Origin of the sequence: Streptomyces sp. F001 (assembly GCF_004187715.1) — a bacterium.
GTDB lineage: Bacteria > Actinomycetota > Actinomycetes > Streptomycetales > Streptomycetaceae > Streptomyces > Streptomyces flavusporus.
The window spans coordinates 193,628-213,717 of the sequence record NZ_QZWF01000005.1 but is presented as its reverse complement, the minus strand read 5'-3'; the positions used below and the strand labels follow the sequence as shown (position 1 = coordinate 213,717).

14 protein-coding genes and 2 pseudogenes are annotated in these 20,090 nt (G+C 71.6%); 6 read left to right on the top strand and 10 right to left on the bottom strand.

Going from position 1 to position 20,090, the window contains the following annotated elements; genetic code table 11:
• Positions 1 to 53 precede the first annotated feature (53 nt).
• Together StrepF001_RS21155 and StrepF001_RS21150 are read right to left on the bottom strand one after the other, a co-directional pair.
• Positions 54 to 923 (bottom strand): ABC transporter ATP-binding protein, encoded by an 870-nt coding sequence (locus StrepF001_RS21155; RefSeq protein ID WP_129799803.1) that lies wholly within the window; start codon positions 921 to 923, stop codon positions 54 to 56.
• Positions 916 to 1,848: an ABC transporter permease gene (locus StrepF001_RS21150; RefSeq protein WP_129799802.1), complete on the bottom strand. Its 933-nt coding sequence runs from the start codon at positions 1,846 to 1,848 to the stop codon at positions 916 to 918. The genes StrepF001_RS21155 and StrepF001_RS21150 overlap by 8 nt, the downstream gene beginning before the upstream one ends.
• 298 nt (positions 1,849 to 2,146) lie before the next feature.
• On the opposite strand from StrepF001_RS21150, the gene StrepF001_RS21145 reads away from it, so the two are divergent.
• Positions 2,147 to 2,785 (top strand): TetR/AcrR family transcriptional regulator, encoded by a 639-nt coding sequence (locus StrepF001_RS21145; RefSeq protein ID WP_129799801.1) that lies wholly within the window; start codon positions 2,147 to 2,149, stop codon positions 2,783 to 2,785.
• Positions 2,786 to 2,902: 117 nt separating this feature from the next.
• Here the strand turns inward: StrepF001_RS21145 and galE are convergent, their stop codons facing one another.
• A complete protein-coding gene (gene galE, locus StrepF001_RS21140) occupies positions 2,903 to 3,883 on the bottom strand; it encodes a UDP-glucose 4-epimerase GalE (RefSeq protein WP_129799800.1) in 981 nt (326 codons plus the stop codon).
• A gap of 100 nt (positions 3,884 to 3,983) precedes the next feature.
• Positions 3,984 to 4,457: a MarR family transcriptional regulator gene (locus StrepF001_RS21135; RefSeq protein ID WP_129799799.1), complete on the bottom strand. Its 474-nt coding sequence runs from the start codon at positions 4,455 to 4,457 to the stop codon at positions 3,984 to 3,986.
• 119 nt (positions 4,458 to 4,576) lie between these two features.
• On the opposite strand from StrepF001_RS21135, the gene StrepF001_RS21130 reads away from it, so the two are divergent.
• Positions 4,577 to 4,990 carry an organic hydroperoxide resistance protein gene (locus StrepF001_RS21130; RefSeq protein ID WP_129799798.1) on the top strand — a complete coding sequence of 138 codons (414 nt, stop codon included), beginning with the start codon at positions 4,577 to 4,579 and terminating at the stop codon, positions 4,988 to 4,990.
• A 70-nt stretch (positions 4,991 to 5,060) separates the two neighbouring features.
• On the opposite strand, the pseudogene StrepF001_RS21125 reads toward StrepF001_RS21130, so the two are convergent.
• The 5 genes and pseudogenes from StrepF001_RS21125 to StrepF001_RS21105 all read right to left on the bottom strand — a co-directional run.
• A pseudogene (locus StrepF001_RS21125) lies at positions 5,061 to 6,038 on the bottom strand (glycosyltransferase family A protein); the annotation flags it as partial.
• A 200-nt stretch (positions 6,039 to 6,238) separates the two neighbouring features.
• Positions 6,239 to 7,129 carry a carbohydrate ABC transporter permease gene (locus StrepF001_RS21120; RefSeq protein ID WP_129799796.1) on the bottom strand — a complete coding sequence of 297 codons (891 nt, stop codon included), beginning with the start codon at positions 7,127 to 7,129 and terminating at the stop codon, positions 6,239 to 6,241.
• Complete coding sequence (locus StrepF001_RS21115) at positions 7,126 to 8,409, bottom strand: sugar ABC transporter permease (RefSeq protein ID WP_129799795.1); 1,284 nt, start codon at positions 8,407 to 8,409, stop codon at positions 7,126 to 7,128. The genes StrepF001_RS21120 and StrepF001_RS21115 overlap by 4 nt, the downstream gene beginning before the upstream one ends.
• An 82-nt stretch (positions 8,410 to 8,491) precedes the next feature.
• Positions 8,492 to 9,880 (bottom strand): ABC transporter substrate-binding protein, encoded by a 1,389-nt coding sequence (locus tag StrepF001_RS21110; RefSeq protein WP_129800078.1) that lies wholly within the window; start codon positions 9,878 to 9,880, stop codon positions 8,492 to 8,494.
• 150 nt (positions 9,881 to 10,030) lie between these two features.
• Positions 10,031 to 13,761: pseudogene (locus StrepF001_RS21105) on the bottom strand (FHA domain-containing protein).
• 530 nt (positions 13,762 to 14,291) lie between these two features.
• Between StrepF001_RS21105 and StrepF001_RS21100 the strand changes: the two are divergent.
• The 4 genes from StrepF001_RS21100 (at position 14,292) to StrepF001_RS21085 (ending at position 19,615) form a co-directional block, all read left to right on the top strand.
• Complete coding sequence (locus StrepF001_RS21100; RefSeq protein ID WP_129799794.1) at positions 14,292 to 16,013, top strand: serine/threonine-protein kinase; 1,722 nt, start codon at positions 14,292 to 14,294, stop codon at positions 16,011 to 16,013.
• A gap of 150 nt (positions 16,014 to 16,163) precedes the next feature.
• On the top strand, positions 16,164 to 17,402 hold the full coding sequence (locus tag StrepF001_RS21095) for a serine/threonine-protein kinase (protein WP_129799793.1): 1,239 nt from the start codon (positions 16,164 to 16,166) through the stop codon (positions 17,400 to 17,402).
• 213 nt (positions 17,403 to 17,615) lie between these two features.
• On the top strand, positions 17,616 to 18,722 hold the full coding sequence (gene prfB / locus StrepF001_RS21090; RefSeq protein ID WP_129799792.1) for a peptide chain release factor 2: 1,107 nt from the start codon (positions 17,616 to 17,618) through the stop codon (positions 18,720 to 18,722).
• 296 nt (positions 18,723 to 19,018) lie between these two features.
• Positions 19,019 to 19,615 carry an LPXTG cell wall anchor domain-containing protein gene (locus StrepF001_RS21085; RefSeq protein ID WP_129799791.1) on the top strand — a complete coding sequence of 199 codons (597 nt, stop codon included), beginning with the start codon at positions 19,019 to 19,021 and terminating at the stop codon, positions 19,613 to 19,615.
• A gap of 131 nt (positions 19,616 to 19,746) precedes the next feature.
• Here StrepF001_RS21085 and StrepF001_RS21080 read toward each other — a convergent pair whose 3' ends face one another.
• Positions 19,747 to 19,938 carry a hypothetical protein gene (locus tag StrepF001_RS21080; RefSeq protein WP_129799790.1) on the bottom strand — a complete coding sequence of 64 codons (192 nt, stop codon included), beginning with the start codon at positions 19,936 to 19,938 and terminating at the stop codon, positions 19,747 to 19,749.
• Positions 19,939 to 20,090 lie beyond the last annotated feature (152 nt).

Below are 20,090 nucleotides of genomic sequence, written 5' to 3'. Positions count from 1 at the left end.
CCAAGCCGTTCAGGCCCGGGGCGCCCCGTCGTCCGTCGGTGGCCGTCGCGACGTCAGGAAGGCTGGGCGACCGTCGGCTCCGCCGGCTTGGCTGCGGCCTTCGGCTTGGGCTTGGGCTTCGGCTTGGCGTCCCCGGTGAAGGCCTCGTACTCCTTCATGACGTCCTCGGTGGGGCCGTCCATGCGCAGCTCGCCGCGTTCCAGCCACAGGACACGGTCGCAGGTGTCGCGGATCGACTTGTTGCTGTGGCTGACCAGAAACACCGTGCCGGCTTCCTTGCGCAGCTCCCGGATGCGTTCCTCGGAGCGCTTCTGGAACTTGCGGTCGCCGGTGGCGAGGGCCTCGTCGATGAGCAGGACGTCGTGGTCCTTGGCGGCGGCGATGGAGAAGCGCAGGCGGGCGGCCATGCCGGAGGAGTAGGTGCGCATTGGGAGGGTGATGAAGTCGCCCTTCTCGTTGATGCCGGAGAAGTCGACGATCTCCTGGTAGCGCTCCTTGACCTGCTCGCGGGACATGCCCATGGCGAGGCCGCCGAGGTGGACGTTGCGCTCACCCGTCAGGTCGTTCATCAGGGCCGCGTTGACGCCGAGGAGGGAGGGCTGGCCGCCCGTGTAGATCCGGCCGTTCTCCACGGGGAGGAGGCCGGCGACTGCCTTGAGCAGGGTCGACTTGCCGGAGCCGTTGGTCCCGATCAGGCCGATCGCCTCGCCCTTGTACGCGACGAAGGAGACGTCCCGGACCGCGTGCACCGTGCGCACGCCCGCCGCCTTCTCGGCCTTCTTGCGGCGCAGGATGCGGTTGAGGGCGGCGGTCGCGGAGCCCCGGCCGGCGCCCGTGCCGTTGACGCGGTACACGATGTCGACGTGGTCGGCGATGACGGTGGGGGTCAGGTCGGGCGTGTTCCCGTTGGTGTGCTCAGCCACGGCCGTAGGTCTCCTCAGCCTTCCAGAAGTAGATGAAGCCGCCGACTCCGGCGAGCAGCGCCCAGCCTGTCGCAAGCGCCCAGACGTGCGGGGGCAGCTGGCTCGCGTGGAAGCTGTCGATCAGCGCGAACCGCATCAGGTCGATGTAGACGGCGGCGGGGTTGGCCTGGAGTACGGTGCCCACCCAGGACGGAAGATCGGTGTGGCGGCTGAGGATGTGGTCGATGCTGAACATCACGCCGGAGGCGTACATCCACGTCCGCAGCACGAACGGCATCAACTGTGCCAGGTCCGGCGTCTTCGCTCCCAGCCTGGCCAGGATCATCGAGACGCCCGCGTTGAAGGTGAACTGCAGGACCAGGGCCGGGATCGCCAGCACCCAGGAGACGGCGACCGGCACGCCGAAGAAGAGCAGGATGACGACCAGGGCGGCCATCGAGAACAGCAGCTGCTGAAGCTGCTGGAGGCAGAAGGAGATCGGCAGCGCGGCGCGCGGGAAGTGCAGGGCGCGGACGAGGCCGAGGTTGCCGGAGATCGCGCGGGTGCCGGCGAGGATCGAGCTCTGGGTGAACGTCCAGATGAACACGCCCGTGACCAGGAACGGCACGTAGTCCGGCACACCCTTTTTGGTCTGCAGCAGCACGCCGAAGATCAGGTAGTAGACGGCCGCGTTCAGCAGCGGGGTCATCACCTGCCAGACCTGGCCCAGCTTCGCCTGGCTGTACTGGGCGGTGAGCTTGGCCGTCGAGAACGCCGCGATGAAGTGGCGGCGGGCCCACAGTTGGCGGACGTACTGGGGCAGGGACGGGCGGGCGCCGCTGACCGAGAGGCCGTGGCGGGCGGCGAGGGCCACGAGGTCGTCGTCGGCCGGGGCCGCCGGGGTGGGGGCCGTCTTCAGGGGCGGTGTGTCGAGGACCTGGCTCACATCCGCTGCTTTCGGTCGGGGGTGGGGATGCGTGCGTGCGGTCGAGGTGTGCGTCTTCCGGCGTTTCCTTACGCGTCTCTTCACGTTTTCTTACGTCGGGACGGGACCGTATCGTCGCAACGGGAGCGTATGGCCAGTGGGCGTCAGAACGCAACCGTTTCGTCGAACCGTATCCGTCGGGACGGGACCGTATCGTCGTGACGTGCCGGGCCGACCGGGTGGCGCGAGAGCGGAGGACGGTACCGTTTCGTCGCAACGTCACCGGCGTCAGAACGCAACCGTTTCGTCGTAACGCCCTATGCTGGTCCGCATGACGACGAACGCCGACGGGCCCCAGACGCGTCCGCGCCGCCGGACCCCCGCAGGAGCGGCCGTACTTCGCGAGGACGTGACGGAAGCCATCCGGGCGGCCGTGTTCGAGGAGCTCGCCGCCGTCGGCTATGCGCGGATGTCGATCGAGGGGATCGCCCGCCGGGCCGGCGTCGGTAAGACCGCGGTGTACCGCCGGTGGCGTTCCAAGCTGCACCTGGTGCTCGATGTCGTCTCGGCGATAGCGGTGCAGGGCCTGCCCGCGCCGGACACGGGCTCGCTGGAGGGCGATCTGCGGCTGCTGTACGAGGTGACGTCCCGTGCGCTGCGGCACCCGGTGGCCTCGCAGATCATCCCCGACCTCCAGGCGGAGGCGGCCCGCAACCCGGAGATCGCCGAGGCCCTGCAGAAGGCCCTGCGGGAGGGGCAGGAGGGGGTTGCCAGCAAGATCGTGGCGGCGGCGGAGCAGCGCGGCGAGCTCCGCGACGGCGTCGACGAGGAGCTTGCTCTCGACCTGATCTCGGGGCCGCTGTACTGGCGATCGGTGGTGATCCGCAGCCCGAAGCTGCCCAAGGGATACCTGGCGTCCCTGGCCCGGGCGACCGCGGCGGCGGTCAAGGCGCTGTGACCGGAGACAGCCCTGGGGCCTGTCCGGCGGATCAGGCCGGCTCCAACGGGCGGTGACTGATCGGCGCAGATGGGCGTGCCAGGCCCCGCGATTCCGGCATGATCCGCCGGACAGGCCCTAGTCCCGCACCGCCCCCGGATATTGCCGTACCCAGCCGTCCCACGCCGATGTGATCATGTCCTGGACGTCGTGCCGGGCCTTCCAGCCCAGTTCGGCGGTGATGCGGTCGGCGGAGGCGACGACGCGGGCCGGGTCGCCCGGGCGGCGTGGGGTGACCGTCGGCGGGCGGTGGTGGCCGGTGACGGCGTTGATGCGGTCGATCATCTCGCGTACCGAAACGCCTTCCCCGCGGCCGATGTTGAGCGTGAGGTCGCGGCCGGGGGAGGCCTGCAGAGCGCGGGCGACCGCCACGTGGGCCTCGGCCAGGTCCACCACGTGGATGTAGTCCCGGATGCAGGTCCCGTCGGGGGTGGGGTAGTCGTCGCCGAAGATGCGCGGGGGCGCCCCCTCCGTGAGCTTCTCGAAGACCATCGGGATGAGGTTGAAGACGCCGACGTCCGCCAGCTCGGGGCTCGCGGCACCCGCCACGTTGAAGTAACGCAGGGACGCCGTGGACAGGCCGGTGGCGCGTCCCGTCGCACGGACCAGCCACTCACCGGCCAGCTTCGTCTCGCCGTACGGCGACATGGGCGCACACGGCGTCTCCTCCGTGACGAGGTGTACGTCCGGCATGCCGTACACGGCCGCCGACGACGAGAACACGAAGGAGGGCACGCCGGCCGCCGTGACCGCCTCCAGCAGAACGCGCAGGCCCTCGATGTTCTCCCGGTAGTAGTGCAGCGGCAGGTCCACCGACTCGCCGACCTGCTTCTTCGCCGCCAGGTGGACGACCCCGGTGACGGAGTGCTCGGTGAGCACGCGCCCCAGCAGCTCACCGTCCAGCGTCGAGCCGACCACGAGCGGCACGCCGTCCGGCACGCGCTCGGCGATGCCGGTCGACAGGTCGTCGTACACGACCGCCTGTTCGCCCGCCTCGGTCATCGCGCGTACGACGTGCGCCCCGATATAGCCGGCGCCGCCGGTGATCAGCCAGGTCATGTACGGCCGTCCCCTCGTCAGTTGGCCTGTGCGGTGTCCGCCTCACGGCGAAGCACCCGCGTGATGTCCGCTTCAGTCAAGCAGGTGACGCGGCGTGCGTTCAGCTGGCGCCCGATGCCTCCGCCCGGGCCGCCGCGTCGAGCGCCGTCGTGAGCTGGTCGAGGCGGGTGCGCAGCTCGTGGATCTCGTCGATGTCGAAGCCGGTCGCCGCGGCGATACGGCGCGGTACCTGAAGCGCCCGCTCGCGCAGGGCGGCGCCGTCCTCGGTCAGGTGGACCTCGACCGAGCGCTCGTCGTGGGTACTGCGCTCCCGGCGCACCAGTCCGGCCCCCTCCAGCCGCTTCAGGAGCGGTGACAGGGTGCCGGAGTCGAGGCGCAGGTGTTCGCCCAGCTTCTTGACCGGCAGGTCGCCGTGCTCCCACAGCACGAGCATCACCAAGTACTGCGGGTAGGTGAGCCCGAGGTCCTTGAGGATCACGCGGTAGACACCGCCGAAGGCGCGCGACGCCGCGTTCAGGGAGAAGCAGATCTGCTGGTCGAGGCGGAGCCAGTCCGCTGTGGGCGTGGTCGTCATGGTCCCAGGGTAGCTCTTGCCCGCCATTTAGTTGTGCGCAATTGAATTGTGTGCTCTAATTGATGCGTCAGGCCGGCCGGACAGGCCGCCGGAAGACGACTTGAGAGGGATGTTTTTCCATGGACGCGCTCTACACCGCTGTCGCCACCGCCACCCACGGCCGCGAGGGCCGCGCCGTCTCCTCCGACGGCAAGCTGGACCTGCAGCTGGGCATCCCGACCGAAATGGGCGGCAATGGCCAGGGCGCCAACCCCGAGCAGCTCTTCGCCGCCGGTTACGCCGCCTGTTTCGCCAGCGCTCTCGGCCTGGTCGGCCGACAGGCCAAGGTGGACGTGAGTGATGCCGCCGTCACCGGTGAGGTGAGCATCGGCAAGCAGGGCGAGGGCTTCGGGCTGGCCGTCACCCTGCGCGTCGAGCTGCCCGCAGGCGTGGACGAGACGACCGGGCGCAAGCTGGTCGAGCAGGCCCACCAGGTCTGCCCGTACTCCAACGCCACCCGCGGCAACATCCCGGTCGAGCTCGTCATCGAGTAACCCCGCGGATCCCGGCCCGCAGCCAGGCCGCACCGCCGCTGCGCCACCCGGGTGACGAGATGCCGTCGCGGGCTCTCGTCGCCGACCGGTGGGCGTGACGCAGGGCGTGGAACGCCGTGTAGGCCCCGAGCGCCAGCAGCCGGTGCTGTACGCCGACGCTGCCGCCGGGTGCGCGGTGGCCGGCCCGAAGATGGCGGCGGTAGAGCACGCCCGCCCGGCGGAAGAAGGCGCGGCGGTGCCGCGCGGGCAGCCGGCGGGGATCGGCCGCCGTCCTCAGGGCCACAGCGAAGAGCTGGTCGAACAGGGCGTCGCGCCGCGCGGCGGACAGACGTTGCTCGGCGGCCTGGAACAGCACCAGTTCGACCTGGTCGAGCAGATCGAGCTGGTGCGCGCCCGGAAGATCGAGCCGGCTGCCCTGCGGGCGCAGCAGATGCCGTACGACGACCGAGCGGAGCACCGCCATCCGCTCGGCCGTCACCGTCACCATCCCGCCCCAGCCGAGGTCCGTGAAGTGCCCGTAAGGGAAGACGAGCTGGTGGGCGGTGAGGAATCCGCGGCGATAGGCCGCGCTCCAGGCGGGGCGGTCCACCGAGGTCAGCCGCGGTGCCGCATCGGGAGTGAAGGTTCCCGCGGGGGTCGGCGGGAGCGGGGGAGTGTGCGTGGGGTCGCTCCGCCAGTGCACGCGCTCGTGCTCGAAGTGCAGTACGTCCACCGGGCCCGTCTCCCGCAGCCGTGCGTCCAGTGCGGCCAGCGCGCCCGGTACGAGGGTGTCGTCGCCGTCGAGGAACAGCAGATAGGCGCCGGTGGCCTCGCGCAGGCCGGTGGTGCGCGCCGCGCTCAGGCCGGCGGACGGCGGCGAGTACGCGGGCGCCACCCGGCTGTCCTGCTTGGCGTACTCGGCAGTGATGTCCGCTGCGGGGGTCTCCGGCTCGTCGCACACCGTGATCAGCTCGAAGTCGCCGTAGGACTGGGCGAGGACCGAGTCAAGGGTCCGGGGCAGCAGGCCCTTCACCCCGTGCGAGGGGACGATGATGCTGAAACGGGGCATGTCGTTCTTTCGAGGTGGGTTGCGTCGAACTACGGGACATACGGGCTCCTGTCAGGTGAAACGGCGATCAGTGGCTTTCGGTGACGGTGAAGTGACCAGAAGGTTGCGGAACGGTGGCTACCAGGAGGGCGTCACGGGGATTCGCCGGGAACGCGAAGGGGCGGGCCGGTCGGCCCGCCCCAACGGTGTTGCTTCCGCGGTTACTTCACCGCGCCTGCCATCACACCGGACACGAACTGCCGCTGGAACGCGAAGAACACGGCCAGCGGGATCACCATGGAGATGAACGCGCCGGGCGCCAGGACGTCGATGTTGTTGCCGAACTGCCGTACCTGCGTCTGCAGTGCGACCGTGATCGGCTGGCTGCCGGAGTCGGAGAACACCAGCGCGACCAGCATGTCGTTCCACACCCACAGGAACTGGAAGATGCCCAGGCTCGCGATCGCCGGCCCGCCCAGCGGCATCACCACCCGTGCGAACAGGCGCAGTTCACCGGCCCCGTCCAGCCGGGCCGCCTCCAGCAGCTCGCGTGGGATCTCCGCGAAGAAGTTCCGCAGCAGGAACACCGCGAACGGCAGACCGAAGCCGACATGGAACAGGATCACGCCGAGCATCGAGCCGAACAGGCCGATGTTGCCGAAGAGCTCGGCGATCGGGATCAGCGCGACCTGCACGGGCACGACCAGCAGGCCGACCACCGCCAGGAACCACCAGTCGCGGCCCGGGAACTCCATCCATGCGAAGGCGTAGCCCGCGAGCGAGCCGATGACCACGACCAGCACGGTCGCCGGCACCGTGATCAGGATCGTGTTCACCAACGAGTCGGTGATGTCGCTGTTCTGGAGCAGCTTGTCGTAGCTCTCGAAGGTGAGTTGGGCGGGCTCGGTGAACACCGTCCACCAGCCGCTCTCGTTCATGTCCGCCGGAGTGCGCAGCGAGGAGAGCAGCAGACCGATCGTCGGCACCAGCCAGAACAGGCCGACGACGATCAGGAAGACGCGTACCAGACCGCCGCTGACGCCTTCGGCGAGGCGGGAGCCGAGGGACGCCTTGGCCTTGCCGGACTCCTTGGTCACGGCTTGCGTGGTCATCGCCGCACCTCCCGCCTGAGCCTGCGGACGTTGAACCACATCACCGGGATCACCAGAAGCAGCAGGAACACCGCGATCGCGCTGGCGATGCCCGGCTGGTCCTCGGAGAAGCCCTTGCGGTACAGCTCCAGGGCGAGCACGTTCGCGTCGTCCTGGGAGGAGCCGGGGGCGATGATGAAGACCAGGTCGAAGATCTTCAGGACATTGATCATCAACGTGACGGTGACGACCGCGAGGACAGGTGCGAGGAGCGGAACCGTGACCCGTCTGAACACCTGCCATTCGTTGGCGCCGTCGACGCGGGCCGCTTCGAGCAGTTCACGCGGGACGCCGGCCAGTCCCGCCGCGATCAGCACCATTGCGAAGCCCGCCCACATCCAGATGTACGAGCCGATGATGGCCGGCGTGACCAGGGACGGGCCGAGCCAGTCCAGGCCGTTGTACGGCTCCTTGAAGTTGTCGGCGGGCAGCCGCAGTTGGGCTCCCTCGGCGGCGGCCGGGAGCGTGAACGTGCCGTCGTCGGCGGCCGTGGTCGACGCGACCACCCTGCCGTCCTTGACGGCCTCGATCCTCATGCCGGGATAGCCCAGCTCGGAGGCGTCCGGGGCGCCGAGGGTGCCGACGCCCTTGCCGCGCGTGAAGTCCTGCCAGGTCGTGCCGGTGACCTTGCCCGGGTCGGCCTTCGCCGCTACGGCCCTCGCGGCGTCGCCGGGCATCTGGTCGGGGGCGACGCCGACCAGGGGCAGGGCGACCGGCTCGCCCAGGCGGACGGGCTCCTTGGTGACGAAGGCGCCGCCGCCGGCCGCTTCGAGCGGCGACTCACGGCCCGGATGCGCCTTCGGGAACGCCGACGACTGGGCGAACGTGTCGTGCACACCCACCCACACCGCGTTCGCGATGCCCTTGTCCGGATCCTGGTCGTACACCAGGCGGAAGATGATGCCCGCCGCGAGCATCGAGATCGCCATCGGCATGAAGACGACCAGTTTGAACGCCGTGCCCCAGCGCACCCGTTCGGTCAGCACCGCGAAGATCAGCCCCAGCGCGGTCGCGATCGTCGGGGCGAACACCACCCAGATGATGTTGTTCTTCAGCGCGGTGCGGATGCCGTCGTCGGTGAACAGGGCCTCGTAGTTGTCGAATCCGGCGAAGCCGTCGCCGGACTGGTCGTAGAAGCTGCGGACGACCGAGTACCCGATCGGGTAGACCACGAGCGCGCCGAGCAGCACCAGGGCGGGCAGCAGGAAGAGGGCTGCCACGGTCCTGCGGGTGCCGGTCACGCTCTTGTGCTTACGGGGAGGGGCCCCGGGAATCTTCGGTTCCGGGACCCCTGCCGTCGGCGCCGACGACATCATCGTCGGCTCAGTTCCCGTACGCCGCGGCCGCGTCGGCCTCCAGCTGTTCCTGGGTGCCCTTGACGTCCTTCGGGTTCTTCAGGAAGTCCTGCAGCGCCTTCCACTCGCCCTTGCCGGGCGTGCCGCCGAACGCCTGCGGGGCCTGGTCGGACATGTCGAAGCGGAAGTCGTCGCCGGCCGCGACCAGCGACTTGGCCATCTCCTGCTGCACCGCGTTCGGATACGCCGACGGGTCCACGTTCTTGTTCGGCGACAGATAGCCGCCGAGCTCCGCCTGGATGGTCGCCGCGTCCGGCGAGGCCAGGAAGGTGGCCAGCGCCTGCGCCGCCTTGGAGTCCTCCAGGATGACGGCCGCGTCACCGCCGGAGACCACCGGCGCGGTGTCGCCGACCGCCGGGAACGCGAACACCTTCGCGTCCGTCCCCACCTCGGCGTCCGTCTCCGCGATGTTGACCTGCACGAAGTCGCCCTCGAAGACCATGCCCGCCTTCGGCTGGTCGCCGCCGGTGAAGGTCTGGGTCACCGAGGCCGGGAACTCCGTCTGCAGGGCGCCGTCCGCGCCGCCCGCGATGTAGTCCTTCTTGCCCCAGATCTCCGCGAGCGTCGTCAACGCCTCGGTCACGGAGGGGTCCGTCCACTTGATCTCGTGCTGCGCGAGCTGGTCGTACTTCTCCGGGCCCGCCTGCGAGAGGTAGACGTTCTCGAACCAGTCGGTCAGCGTCCAGCCGTCGGCACCACCGATCGAGAACGGGGTGACACCGGAGTCGTAGACCGTCTGCGCGGTGGTGAGCAGGTCGTCCCAGGTCTTGGGCTCCTCGGCGCCCGCGTTCTCGAGGACCTGTGTGTTGTACCAGATCAGGGACTTGTTGGCGGCCTTGTAGTACACGCCGTACTGCTTGCCGTCGACCTTGCCGAGGTCCTGCCAGCCCTGCGAGTAGTTCTTGGCCAACTGCTCCTGGGCTTCCGCCCCGACCGGCTTCGCCCAGCCCTTGTCCACGGCCTGCTTGATCGCCCCGACCTGGGGCAGCATCGCGATGTCCGGCGGTGCGCCGCCCGCGATCTTCGAGCCGAGGAAGTTGATGATCGGGTCCTGCGCGGGGACGAAGGTGACCTTGGCGCCCGTGCGCTTCTCGAATTCCTGAAGGACCTTCTTGAAGTTGGCCTGCTCCGGGCCGGTCCAGACGGCGGCGACCTCCAGGGTCTCGCCGTTCAGCTTGGGGAGGGTGACGGTGCTGGCGGTCTCGTTGGCGCCGCCGTCGGTTTCGTTGCCGCCGTCGCCGTCGTCGCCCCCGCAGGCGGTGAGCGAGAACGCGAGCGCTCCCGCCAGTGCGGCTGCGGCGGCCCGAGCGGCCCTGCGTGTCCGTGTCCGGCTGGTGGTGTTGCTCCTGCTGTGCATCACGGCCCCGTTCTTCGTTCCTCGTCGAACGTTCGAGCGCTGTCCCGTGCGCTCTGGTCTACGCCGGGGAGGTGGGGTCGGCAAGAGCGCGTACGGTGTCAAGAGGGTGATCGTGACCGCGTCGTGACTCGGGGTGGCCGAAGCCGCGGGCTACAGAAGTGACGGCACCTCAGGCGCCGCAACCTCCCGCGCCGCCCGCTCCAACGCGCTCGCCAGCAGTGCCAGGTCCGTCGGCCCGTTCCCCAACTCCCGTACGGGACGGCGCGTCGGCGGGTCGCCCATCCGCTGCCACTCCAGGGGAACGACCGTCGGCCGCAGCGTCGCCGTGCGCGGGATGCGGCCGGTGACCCGACCGCCCTGGAAGGGCGTGACCCGTCCGTCGGGCCGGGTCAGCCGGCCTCGCCCCGGCGCCGGTTCGTCCGGCCCCGCGGTGGGTGCGTCGAGGGCGACGCGGAGGGAGGCCCTCCGCGCGGGTTCCGTCTCCGCCGTACGGCCCCCGGGGCCCGCCGCGGCCACGAGGTGGACGCCGAGCCGCTCGCCCTCCCGGGCCACCGCCTCCAGCGCACGCATCACGGACCCGGCCGCGGGCCGTCCCGGCGAGCCCAGCGGGGGTGACACCAGGGCGTCCAGATCGTCGACGACCACGACGAGCCGGGGCAGCGGCGGCGTCGCCTCCGCCTCCCTGCGAGCCGCGGGCCGCAGCCGCAGTGTGGCACTGGGCGGGGTGTCAAGATCCCCGGCACCGGCCGTGCTCGCCGAGCGCTGGGCGACCATCCGGCCCGACACCACACGCCCGGTGTGCCATTCCGCGAAGTCCGACCGGCCGAGCAGCTCGCCGCGCCGCTTCAGCTCGGCCGACAGGGACTGCGCGAACTCCCGCATACGGACCGGGTCGTTGGCGAGGAGATGGGTGGTGACATGCGGGATGTCCATACAGACACGCAGTCCGTCGCCGGGCCCGCGGCCCGTGCTCACACCGTCCCGGCCGTCCATCAGGACCACGCTGAGCCGGTCCGGCCGCTCGGCCGCGGCGAGCGAGGCGACGATCGCCCGCAGCAGTTCCGTACGTCCGCTGCCCGGTGGTCCCTCGACCAGCAGGTGTGGGCCCTCGGCGACGAGGTCCACGCCGACCGGCCCGCGCGGCCCGGCGCCGAGCACGGCGCACGCCCGGCCGCCGAGCGCCTCGGTGTCGTCGGCCGCGTCCGCCCAGCGCGCCATCAATGACGCCGGCGTGGCCCGGGCCAGCCCCAGTTCGTCCAGCAGCCGTGCCGCCTGCGGCAACGGCGCCGACACACGCGCGTGCCGCCCATCGGCGGCGGCATCCGTACGCAGCGGCGCCAGCGCCCGGGCGAACCGCTCGGCCCACGCGGGGGAGACGGCGTCCACGGCGGCCACCGTGCCGTGCCCCACGGGGCCCGGCCGATCTCCCTGCGCTGTCCCCGCCCGTGCGACCCGCAGCAGCCGCAACGCCGTCGCCACGTCACCGCTGAGCAGCGCGACGGCCCCGCACTCCCGGAACGCCGGCGCCACCGCGCAGGCCGCCTCGTAGGTCTCGGTGACGGGCGACGCGGGCGAGGCGGGGTCCGTCTCGGCCAGACACACCACGTGGATGCCGGCGCGGGGCCCCTCCACGACCAGCCGCGTCACCGCGTCCCGCAGTCCCGCACCGCCGGGATCGCCGTCCACGACGACCACGGTGTACGGCCCCGCGAAGCCGCCGCCCGGCTCCTCGTCCTCCGGTCCGTCGTCCCGGGCCCAGGAGGGGCGTCGAGGGGGCGGCAGGGGCGGTGCCGGGCGGTGGCGTGCTGTTCGGCGGCTCGGGGAGGTGTCCGCCGGGCGGGGGCCGGTGGGCGGTGCCGGGGGCCGGGTGGCGCTCGGCCGGTCCGTGAGGTGGTCCTCCAGGCGGCGCAGGAGTTCGTCGGTGCGGGCCGCGGCCTGTTCGCGGTCGTGGGCGAGGAGGAGGCGGCAGTCCTGGCCGTGCGCCGGGCGGACATGCGGAAGCCAGCCGAGCCAGGACCACTCGGCGGTGCGCTCCTCGATGGAGCGCGAGCGGTCCGTGCTGATCAGGACGATTTCCAGGGCATCGGGCGCGTGCAGGGCGGCGAGCTGGGCCAGCACCGCGCGCGCCAGCCCGGCCAGTCGGGGGCGCGGCCCGGCCAGGCCCAGTGCCCCGGCCTCGCGCAGGTCGGCGGTCACCGGCACCGCGGGCAGCAGTCCAAAACCGTCGGGCGCGGTCCGGTCGGCCGTGCCGAGCCGCACGGTGAGCGCCTCCGGATGGCCCGGCCCGCGCTCCCACAGCCGCGGCCCCGGCCCCAGGGCCGTCAGCAGCAGGGCCGCCGGGTCCGGCCATGTCTCCGGTGCCGTGGCCCCGGCGGCGTGCCCCGCCGCTCCAGCGGCCGCTTCGGCGTCGTACACCCCGGATCGTCCGGCCGCTCCCTGCTCGGCCCGCCCACCGCCAGCCGCCGCGCCCACGCCGTGAGCCCTCCGCGCCTGCGCACGCCCTGCGGTACGTCCATGCCCCGCAGCGGGGTGCCCTTGCGGCGGCCCTCGCCGGCCGGCACGCCGTCGAGGTGTCCTACGCCGAATCCGGCGTGCGTCTCGCCGCCGGGGGGCGCCGCCGGTCCGGAGCCCGGGTGCGGACGCGGGTGCGGGTCGGGGTGCGGATCCTGTCGGGTCTCGATCCGTGGAGCGCCGCCCTGCTCCGGAACGAGGGGCGCCTCGACGGGCCCGTGCTCCGAGCCGCCGGGCGATGCGGGGGACGTGGGGAAGGGATGGCGGCCGTCCTGGGGCGCACCGGCCGGGGGTGTCCGCCGGCTCTCGGGGGTACGGCTGCCGGGGTGCTCCGGCGGCTGTCCTGAGCCGTGGCTGCGTGATCCGACCGCGGGTTGTCCTGTGCCGTGCCGCGCGGATTCGACGCGGTTCGTCGTGAACCGTGCCCGCAGACGGCTCGCCCACCGGACCGGACCGCAGCATGTCCTGTGAGGTGCCCGCCGACCATCACGCAGTGCGCCCCCCGACACACCGCCCGCGGGCCGTCCTGCGCCGCCCCCGCAAAGCTGCCCCCGCCTCGCCGTCACGCCCTCGCTGCGCCCCCGCTCGCCGAACCGTCGTCCCCCGCTCGCCGGCGCCTCCAGGTCCGCCGCCGGGCCGTAGGTGTGCCGGGTCCCGTCGGCCGGGGTGTTCGCGCGCGCGTGGGTCTCGTCCGGCGTCGGAGACACCCGAACGTGTCCCTCCCCGTCAGGGGCCGTCCGCATCCGCGCCCCCGGCCCTCCGGCGGGGGCGAGGCGCAGGGTCGACTCGCCGATCCGCAGCAGCACGCCCGGTGTGAAGCGGACCGGGCGGGCACCCACGCGCGTGCCGTCCAGGGTGGTGCCGTTCGTGGAGCCGAGGTCGGCGACCGAGATGCGGCCCTCGGTGTCGAGAGTCACCGCACAGTGCAGCCGGGAGACGTCCGGGTCGTCGAGCGGGACGTCGGCGTCGGCGGAGCGGCCGATGCGGACCTGGCCGCCGTGCAGCAGATGGACGCCGCCGGCGTCGGGGCCGGCGATCACGTCGAGGCGGGCCGGGGCGTCGTCCACCTCCGGGTGGGGCTCGGGCTCGGCCGGAGCGCCCACGGACAGGACGGCGCCGTCGAGCAGCGGGGGCTCGCCCAGCGTGCAGCGCTGTGGGTCGAGGCGCTCCGCACCGGCGTACAGCACCACGGCTCCGGACAGCGGGGCACCGCCGTCTCCGGAGACCGCCGAGGCCAGTGCGGAGGCCACCGCCGACAGAGCCGTGCCGGCCGGGGCCGTGACCAGCACGTCGCGGCTCGCGGCGCGGCCCTGCGCGTCGGCGGGTGCGGGCGGGCCCAGCGGGTCTACGACGGTCAGCCGGATCTGCATCGCCGTCAGCGGTCCCTTCTGCGCGGGCGCCCGCGGAACGGGGCCGAGGCCGCCCCGCGGTCCCCCACCGCGGACTTCCCCCACCACCACACGAGCACGTCGGCCAGTACTGGAGGCATCCTCGCACCTGCCACTGACAACGCGCCCGCCGCCCGCCGCCAAGTGATCTTGATTGGTCGGCTCTGCCCGCAAAAGTGACTGACCAGGGCCGTGCGGATGACCGCTTGAGATCGGTCACGTCCGGGTTCGGCAACCAACGGATCGGGTCGAGCGTCTTTCCTTCGAACATGTACCGGAGCGACGTGCCGGAACAGGTACCGGAACAAGTACCGGAACAAGTACCGGAACAGGTAGGGGAACAAGTACCGAAGCAGGTACCGGAACAAGTACGGAGCGTGTACCGGAACCAGAAGGGAACCAGTCCGTAGGCCGCATGGACAGACGGCAGCCCGGTACCGAGGACGGCGGCACTACAGTGGGTCGGAAACAGTGGGTCGGAACACGCAAGCAAGCAGCAGGGAGCGCATGACGTGCGGCCGGTAGGCAGCAAGTACCTGCTCGAGGAGCCGCTCGGACGCGGCGCCACGGGCACCGTCTGGCGAGCCCGCCAGCGGGAGACCGCGGGTGCCGAGGCGGCCGTGCCCGGACAGCCCGGTGAGACCGTCGCGATCAAGGTCCTCAAGGAGGAGCTCGCGAGCGATCCCGATGTCGTGATGCGGTTCCTGCGGGAGCGGTCCGTCCTGCTCCGCCTGACCCACCCGAACATCGTCCGGGTCCGCGACCTGGTCGTCGAGGGCGATCTGCTGGCCCTGGTCATGGACCTCGTCGACGGCCCCGACCTGCACCGCTACCTGCGTGAGAACGGTCCCTTCACACCTGTCGCGGCCGCCCTGCTCACCGCGCAGATCGCCGACGCGCTGGCCGCCAGCCACGCCGACGGCGTCGTCCACCGCGACCTGAAGCCGGCGAACGTCCTGCTCCAGCAGCACGGCGGCCAGATGCACCCGCTGCTGACCGACTTCGGCATCGCCCGGCTCGCCGACTCGCCCGGCCTCACCCGCACCCAGGAGTTCGTGGGCACGCCCGCGTACGTGGCGCCGGAGTCCGCCGAGGGCCGCCCGCAGACCTCGGCCGTCGACATCTACGGCGCCGGCATCCTGCTGTACGAGCTGGTCACCGGCCGACCGCCGTTCTCCGGCAGCTCGGCCCTGGAGGTGCTGCACCAGCACCTGAGCGCCGAACCGCGCCGCCCCTCCACCGTCCCCGAACCGCTGTGGACGGTCATCGAGCGCTGCCTGCGCAAGAACCCCGACGAACGGCCCAGCGCCGAGAACCTCGCGCGCGGGCTGCGGGTCGTCGCCGACGGCGTCGGCGTGCACGCGAACTCCGCGCAGATCGCCGCGGCCGAGGGCGTCGCCGCCCTCCTCGCACCTGACCCGGCGCCCGCGCCCGTGCCCGGAACTCCAGGTGCCGCCGACCCGACGCAGGTGCTGCCGCACGGATCGGCCGGGGCGGGGGCGTACGACCCGAACGGCGCAACCAGCGTGCTGCCGCACACCGGGGGCCCGGCGGGCGCCGCCGACCCCACCGCCGTACTGCCGAACACCGGGGCCGCCGACCCGACCGCGGTGATGCCGCCGGTGCCGCCGAACCAGCCCGGCGGGCAGCAGGGGCAGCAGCCCGATCAGCCGCACCCGTGGCAGTCGCAGCTGCGTGCCGCGCGCGACCGCAACGAGCAGACGCAGGTTCAGTACCTCGACCCCGGCGAGGACCCGCTGCGCCGCCGCCCGCAGCGGCAGGTCGCCCGCCCGCAGCAGCAGCCGCGGCCGGCGCAGCAGCCCCAGCGGCGTCCGCAGCAGGGGCCGCCGCCCGGATACGGCCATCCGCAGCAGCAACAGCCGCAGCAGTACGCCCCGCCGCCGCACCAGCAGCCTCAGCGGTACGCCCCTGCGCCCACGCCCGAGCCGCAGCGGCCGGCGCGTGAGCCGCGCCAGCCGCGGCAGCGCAGCGCCAATCCGATGCGGATTCCGGGGCTGGGCTGCCTGAAGGGGTGCCTGTTCACGATCGTCATCCTGTTCGTCGCAGGCTGGCTGATCTGGGAGCTGAGCCCGCTGCAGGAGTGGATCGGCACGGGCAAGGGCTACTGGGACCAGCTCACGGACTGGTTCACCACGGTGACGGGGTGGATCGGGGATCTGGGCGGGGACTCCGGGACCTCCGAGGAGGGGTCCGGAGGTACGTCCACGCAGTAGCGGGTGAGTTGATTTGTCGACACCTGGCGGGTGATTTCCCTCTCCGCGGTGAAGGTAACGGCTCCGGGCGCGTAGTTTTGTCGGCTGGAGGTCCGGGGGTCGGCCCCCGGGACGGCGCAGCAGCGACAACACGCGTCTGTAGGAGCAGCCTTGGCACGGAAGATCGGCAGCCGGTACACCGCGAACCAGATCCTGGGACGTGGCAGCGCCGGCACGGTGTGGCTGGGCGAGGGACCCGACGGTCCCGTCGCCATCAAGCTGCTGCGCGAGGACCTCGCGTCCGACCAGGAGCTCGTCGGACGCTTCGTGCAGGAGCGCACCGCCCTGCTCGGCCTCGAGCACCCCAACGTCGTCTCGGTCCGCGACCTGGTGGTGGACGGCAACGACCTCGCGCTCGTCATGGACCTGGTCCGGGGCACGGACCTGCGCACCCGTCTGGAACGTGAGCGGCGGCTGTCCCCCGAGGCGGCCGTCGCGATCGTGGCCGACGTGGCGGAGGGGCTGGCGGCGGCGCACGCGGCAGGGGTCGTCCACCGGGACGTGAAGCCGGAGAACGTCCTGCTGGACATGCAGGGCCCGCTGGGCCCCGGGGGCTCGCATCGAGCGCTGCTCACGGACTTCGGCGTGGCCAAGCTGATCGATTCTCCACGGCGGACACGTGCCACGAAGATCATCGGTACGCCGGACTACCTGGCGCCCGAGATCGTGGAGGGACTGCCGCCACGGGCCGCGGTCGACATCTATGCGTTGGCGACCGTGCTGTACGAGCTGCTGGCCGGGTTCACGCCGTTCGGCGGTGGCCACCCGGGCGCGGTGCTGCGCCGGCATGTGACGGAGACGGTCGTCCCCCTCCCCGGCATCCCCGACGAGCTGTGGCAGCTGATCGTGCAGTGCCTGGCGAAGGGACCGGCGTCCCGGCTGCGGGCGTCGGAGCTGGCGGCACGGCTGCGGGAGCAGCTGCCGGCGCTTGCGGGCATGCCGCCGCTGGATGTGGACGAGCCGGACGTGGAGGACGGCGACGTCCCGGCCGAGGCGGCGCCGGTGGCGGGGGAGCCGGAGATGCCGGTACGGGTGCGGCGGGGGGCTGTGCCCCTGGTACCCGGCGCGAAGCCCGACTCCAACCGTGACACGCATACGTCGATGAGGGTGCCGGCCCCGGACGAGCTGGCGGGCGGTGCGCGGGGGACGGCACGGGCGCCGCGCGCGACGGGCGCCCCGCGCCCCGGTTCGGCCCGGCACCGGGCAACCACCCGACGCCGACGCCTGACCCTGGCCGTGGCGGCGGTCACGCTGGTGGCGGCGGCCGGGGTCGGTACATGGCTGGCCACGTCGGGTGACGGGCCGGAGACGACGCCTGACACGAAGAATTCGGCTCCGGCATCCCCCTGAGCGGGAATGTCTGCAGACCGGGCTCTTCAGCGCCGGGCGGCACCCATCAGCCCGTTGGGGGTGCCCCCTCTGGGGGAGTTTGAGGACGAGGCCGTTCAGGCCGAAGGGGGTCTGGGGGCGCAGCCCCCAGAGGGCCAGGCACCAGCGCCGGGTGCCCCCACAACCCACGCTCACCCGGCGCTGGCCACCTGGCGGAGCCGTTACGCTGGGAGCGTGGCAGTCGTCGATGTATCCGAAGAGCTCAAGTCCCTCTCCTCGACCATGGAGTCGATCGAGGCCGTTCTGGACCTCGAGAAGCTGAGGGCAGACATCGCCGTGCTCGAGGAGCAGGCAGCCGCGCCGTCCCTGTGGGACAACCCGGACGAGGCGCAGAAGATCACCAGCAAGCTCTCCCACCTCCAGGCCGAGGTCAGGAAGGCGGAGGCGCTGCGCGGTCGGATCGACGATCTTGCCGTGCTGTTCGAGATGGCCGAGGAGGAGGACGACCCGGACACCCGTGCCGAGGCGGAGTCCGAGCTCGCCGCCGTCAGGAAGGCGCTGGACGAGATGGAAGTGCGGACGCTGCTCAGCGGGGAGTACGACGCCCGTGAGGCGCTCGTCAACATCCGTGCCGAGGCCGGTGGCGTCGACGCCGCCGACTTCGCCGAGCGGCTCCAGCGCATGTACCTGCGGTGGGCCGAGCAGCACGGCTACAAGACCGAGGTCTACGAGACGTCGTACGCCGAAGAGGCCGGCATCAAGTCGACCACCTTCGCCGTCCAGGTGCCGTACGCCTACGGCACCCTCTCCGTCGAGCAGGGCACCCACCGCCTCGTGCGCATCTCGCCCTTCGACAACCAGGGGCGCCGGCAGACCTCCTTCGCCGGTGTGGAAGTGCTTCCCGTCGTCGAGCAGTCCGACCACGTCGAGATCGACGAGTCCGAACTGCGTATCGACGTCTACCGGTCCTCCGGGCCGGGTGGTCAGGGCGTCAACACCACCGACTCCGCGGTGCGCATCACGCACCTGCCGACCGGCATCGTCGTCTCCTGCCAGAACGAGCGGTCGCAGATCCAGAACAAGGCCACGGCCATGAACGTCCTTCAGGCCAAGCTGCTGGAGCGGCGCCGCCAGGAGGAGCAGGCCAAGATGGACGCCCTCAAGGGCGACGGTGGCAACTCCTGGGGCAACCAGATGCGTTCGTACGTGCTGCACCCGTACCAGATGGTCAAGGACCTGCGCACCGAGCACGAAGTCGGTAACCCCGAGGCCGTGTTCAACGGCGAGATCGACGGGTTCCTGGAGGCTGGAATTCGCTGGCGCAAGCAGCAGGAGAAGTAAGCGAAGCGTTTTGTCGACAAGGCAACTGCCGCCCTTCCGGCGGCAGTTGCCTTTTCTGTTCCTGCATGTCTGGGTTTTACATCACACTCACACGCTTCAACCCCCGGCAAAGAAGGCGTAACTGGACATCGCGCGCGCAACGGCCTTGACGTTGCTTTGAAAAATGGGAAGGGTGAAGCGTGGCATGCGTATCTCTGGGGCGCATGTGAACCGGGGGGCTTCACCACAGCTGTCTCCGTCGATCACGGCCCCGAGCGCCGCCTCACTGACGATCAGCTACTGGGGGTAGCAACCACATGACCAAGAAGACGCGGATCCGGATCGCGCGGATCGCGGCCGGTGCCGTGATCGCCGCCGGCGCCTCGCTGACCGCCGCGGGCGCCGCCTCCGCCGCGGAGACCGACGACTGCCTGCTCAGCCTTCTGTGTGCCGACGAGTCGCCCACCCCGACTCCGACCGAGCTTCCCACGGACCTGCCGACGGACCCGACGGATCTTCCGACGGATCCCACGGACCTGCCGACCGATCCCACGGAGGAGCCCACCGAGCCCACCGAGGAGCCGACGGAAGAGCCCACCGAGGAGCCGACCGCCGAGCCGACCGACGGCCCGGGCAACGGCAACGGTGGCGGCAACGGTGGTGGCAACAACAACACCGACCCCGACGGCGGCTCCGGCGACGCCGCCCAGGGTGAGGGCGACTCGGCCCTCACCGACACCGGTACGGAGCCCTCGGCCGACACCTCGGCCCAGGGCGGCGGCGAGGAGCTCGCCGAGACGGGTGCCGCACAGACCACGTTCCTGGTCATCGGTGCCGCCACGATGATCGCCGGCGGTATCGGCTTCCGCGTGCTGCCGCGTCTCGTGGGCGGCCGTGGTGGTGCGGCTGCCTGACGGTAGCCGTCAGTAGCCGACGCGGTACGGAACGTACGCACGACGTACCGCGAAGGGCCCGGAGCGCACGCTCCGGGCCCTTCGTATGTCTCTGACGGCTGCTGTTTCCGACGGCCGCGCGGATTACCGGATCACGCGGTCTGGTGCGCCAGCAGCGCCACCGCCGCGATCAGCACCGCGAGCAGCGCGATCAGCGTCATCGGGTTCAGCGCGGCGAACGGGTTCTCCTGCTGCAGCCGCTCGCGGTTGGCCCGGCATACGGGGCAGCGGCCCTCGCTGACGGGCGACGCACAATTCGCGCACACCAGCCGGTCGTACGTCATGCGCTCGCCCTCCTAGCGGCCGTACCGGTTCACTTCTCCAACGCTTGGGGGAACGCGAACGTTCCCCCTCCACTGTGCCAGGTTCCTCCGGAGGGTGCGCCGGGTCGCTCCGAGAGGGGTGGCTTGTCATGTTTCGCGGCTGCGGGTCGTCG

Coding starts and splice junctions, on each gene's coding strand:
- StrepF001_RS21120 (WP_129799796.1), bottom strand. CDS start 7,129: ATGACCACGCAAGCCGTGACCAAGGAGTCCGGCAAGGCCAAGGCGTCC.
- StrepF001_RS21130 (WP_129799798.1), top strand. CDS start 4,577: ATGGACGCGCTCTACACCGCTGTCGCCACCGCCACCCACGGCCGCGAG.
- StrepF001_RS21110 (WP_129800078.1), bottom strand. CDS start 9,880: ATGCACAGCAGGAGCAACACCACCAGCCGGACACGGACACGCAGGGCC.
- StrepF001_RS21085 (WP_129799791.1), top strand. CDS start 19,019: ATGACCAAGAAGACGCGGATCCGGATCGCGCGGATCGCGGCCGGTGCC.
- StrepF001_RS21080 (WP_129799790.1), bottom strand. CDS start 19,938: ATGACGTACGACCGGCTGGTGTGCGCGAATTGTGCGTCGCCCGTCAGC.
- StrepF001_RS21135 (WP_129799799.1), bottom strand. CDS start 4,457: ATGACGACCACGCCCACAGCGGACTGGCTCCGCCTCGACCAGCAGATC.
- galE (WP_129799800.1), bottom strand. CDS start 3,883: ATGACCTGGCTGATCACCGGCGGCGCCGGCTATATCGGGGCGCACGTC.
- StrepF001_RS21145 (WP_129799801.1), top strand. CDS start 2,147: ATGCTGGTCCGCATGACGACGAACGCCGACGGGCCCCAGACGCGTCCG.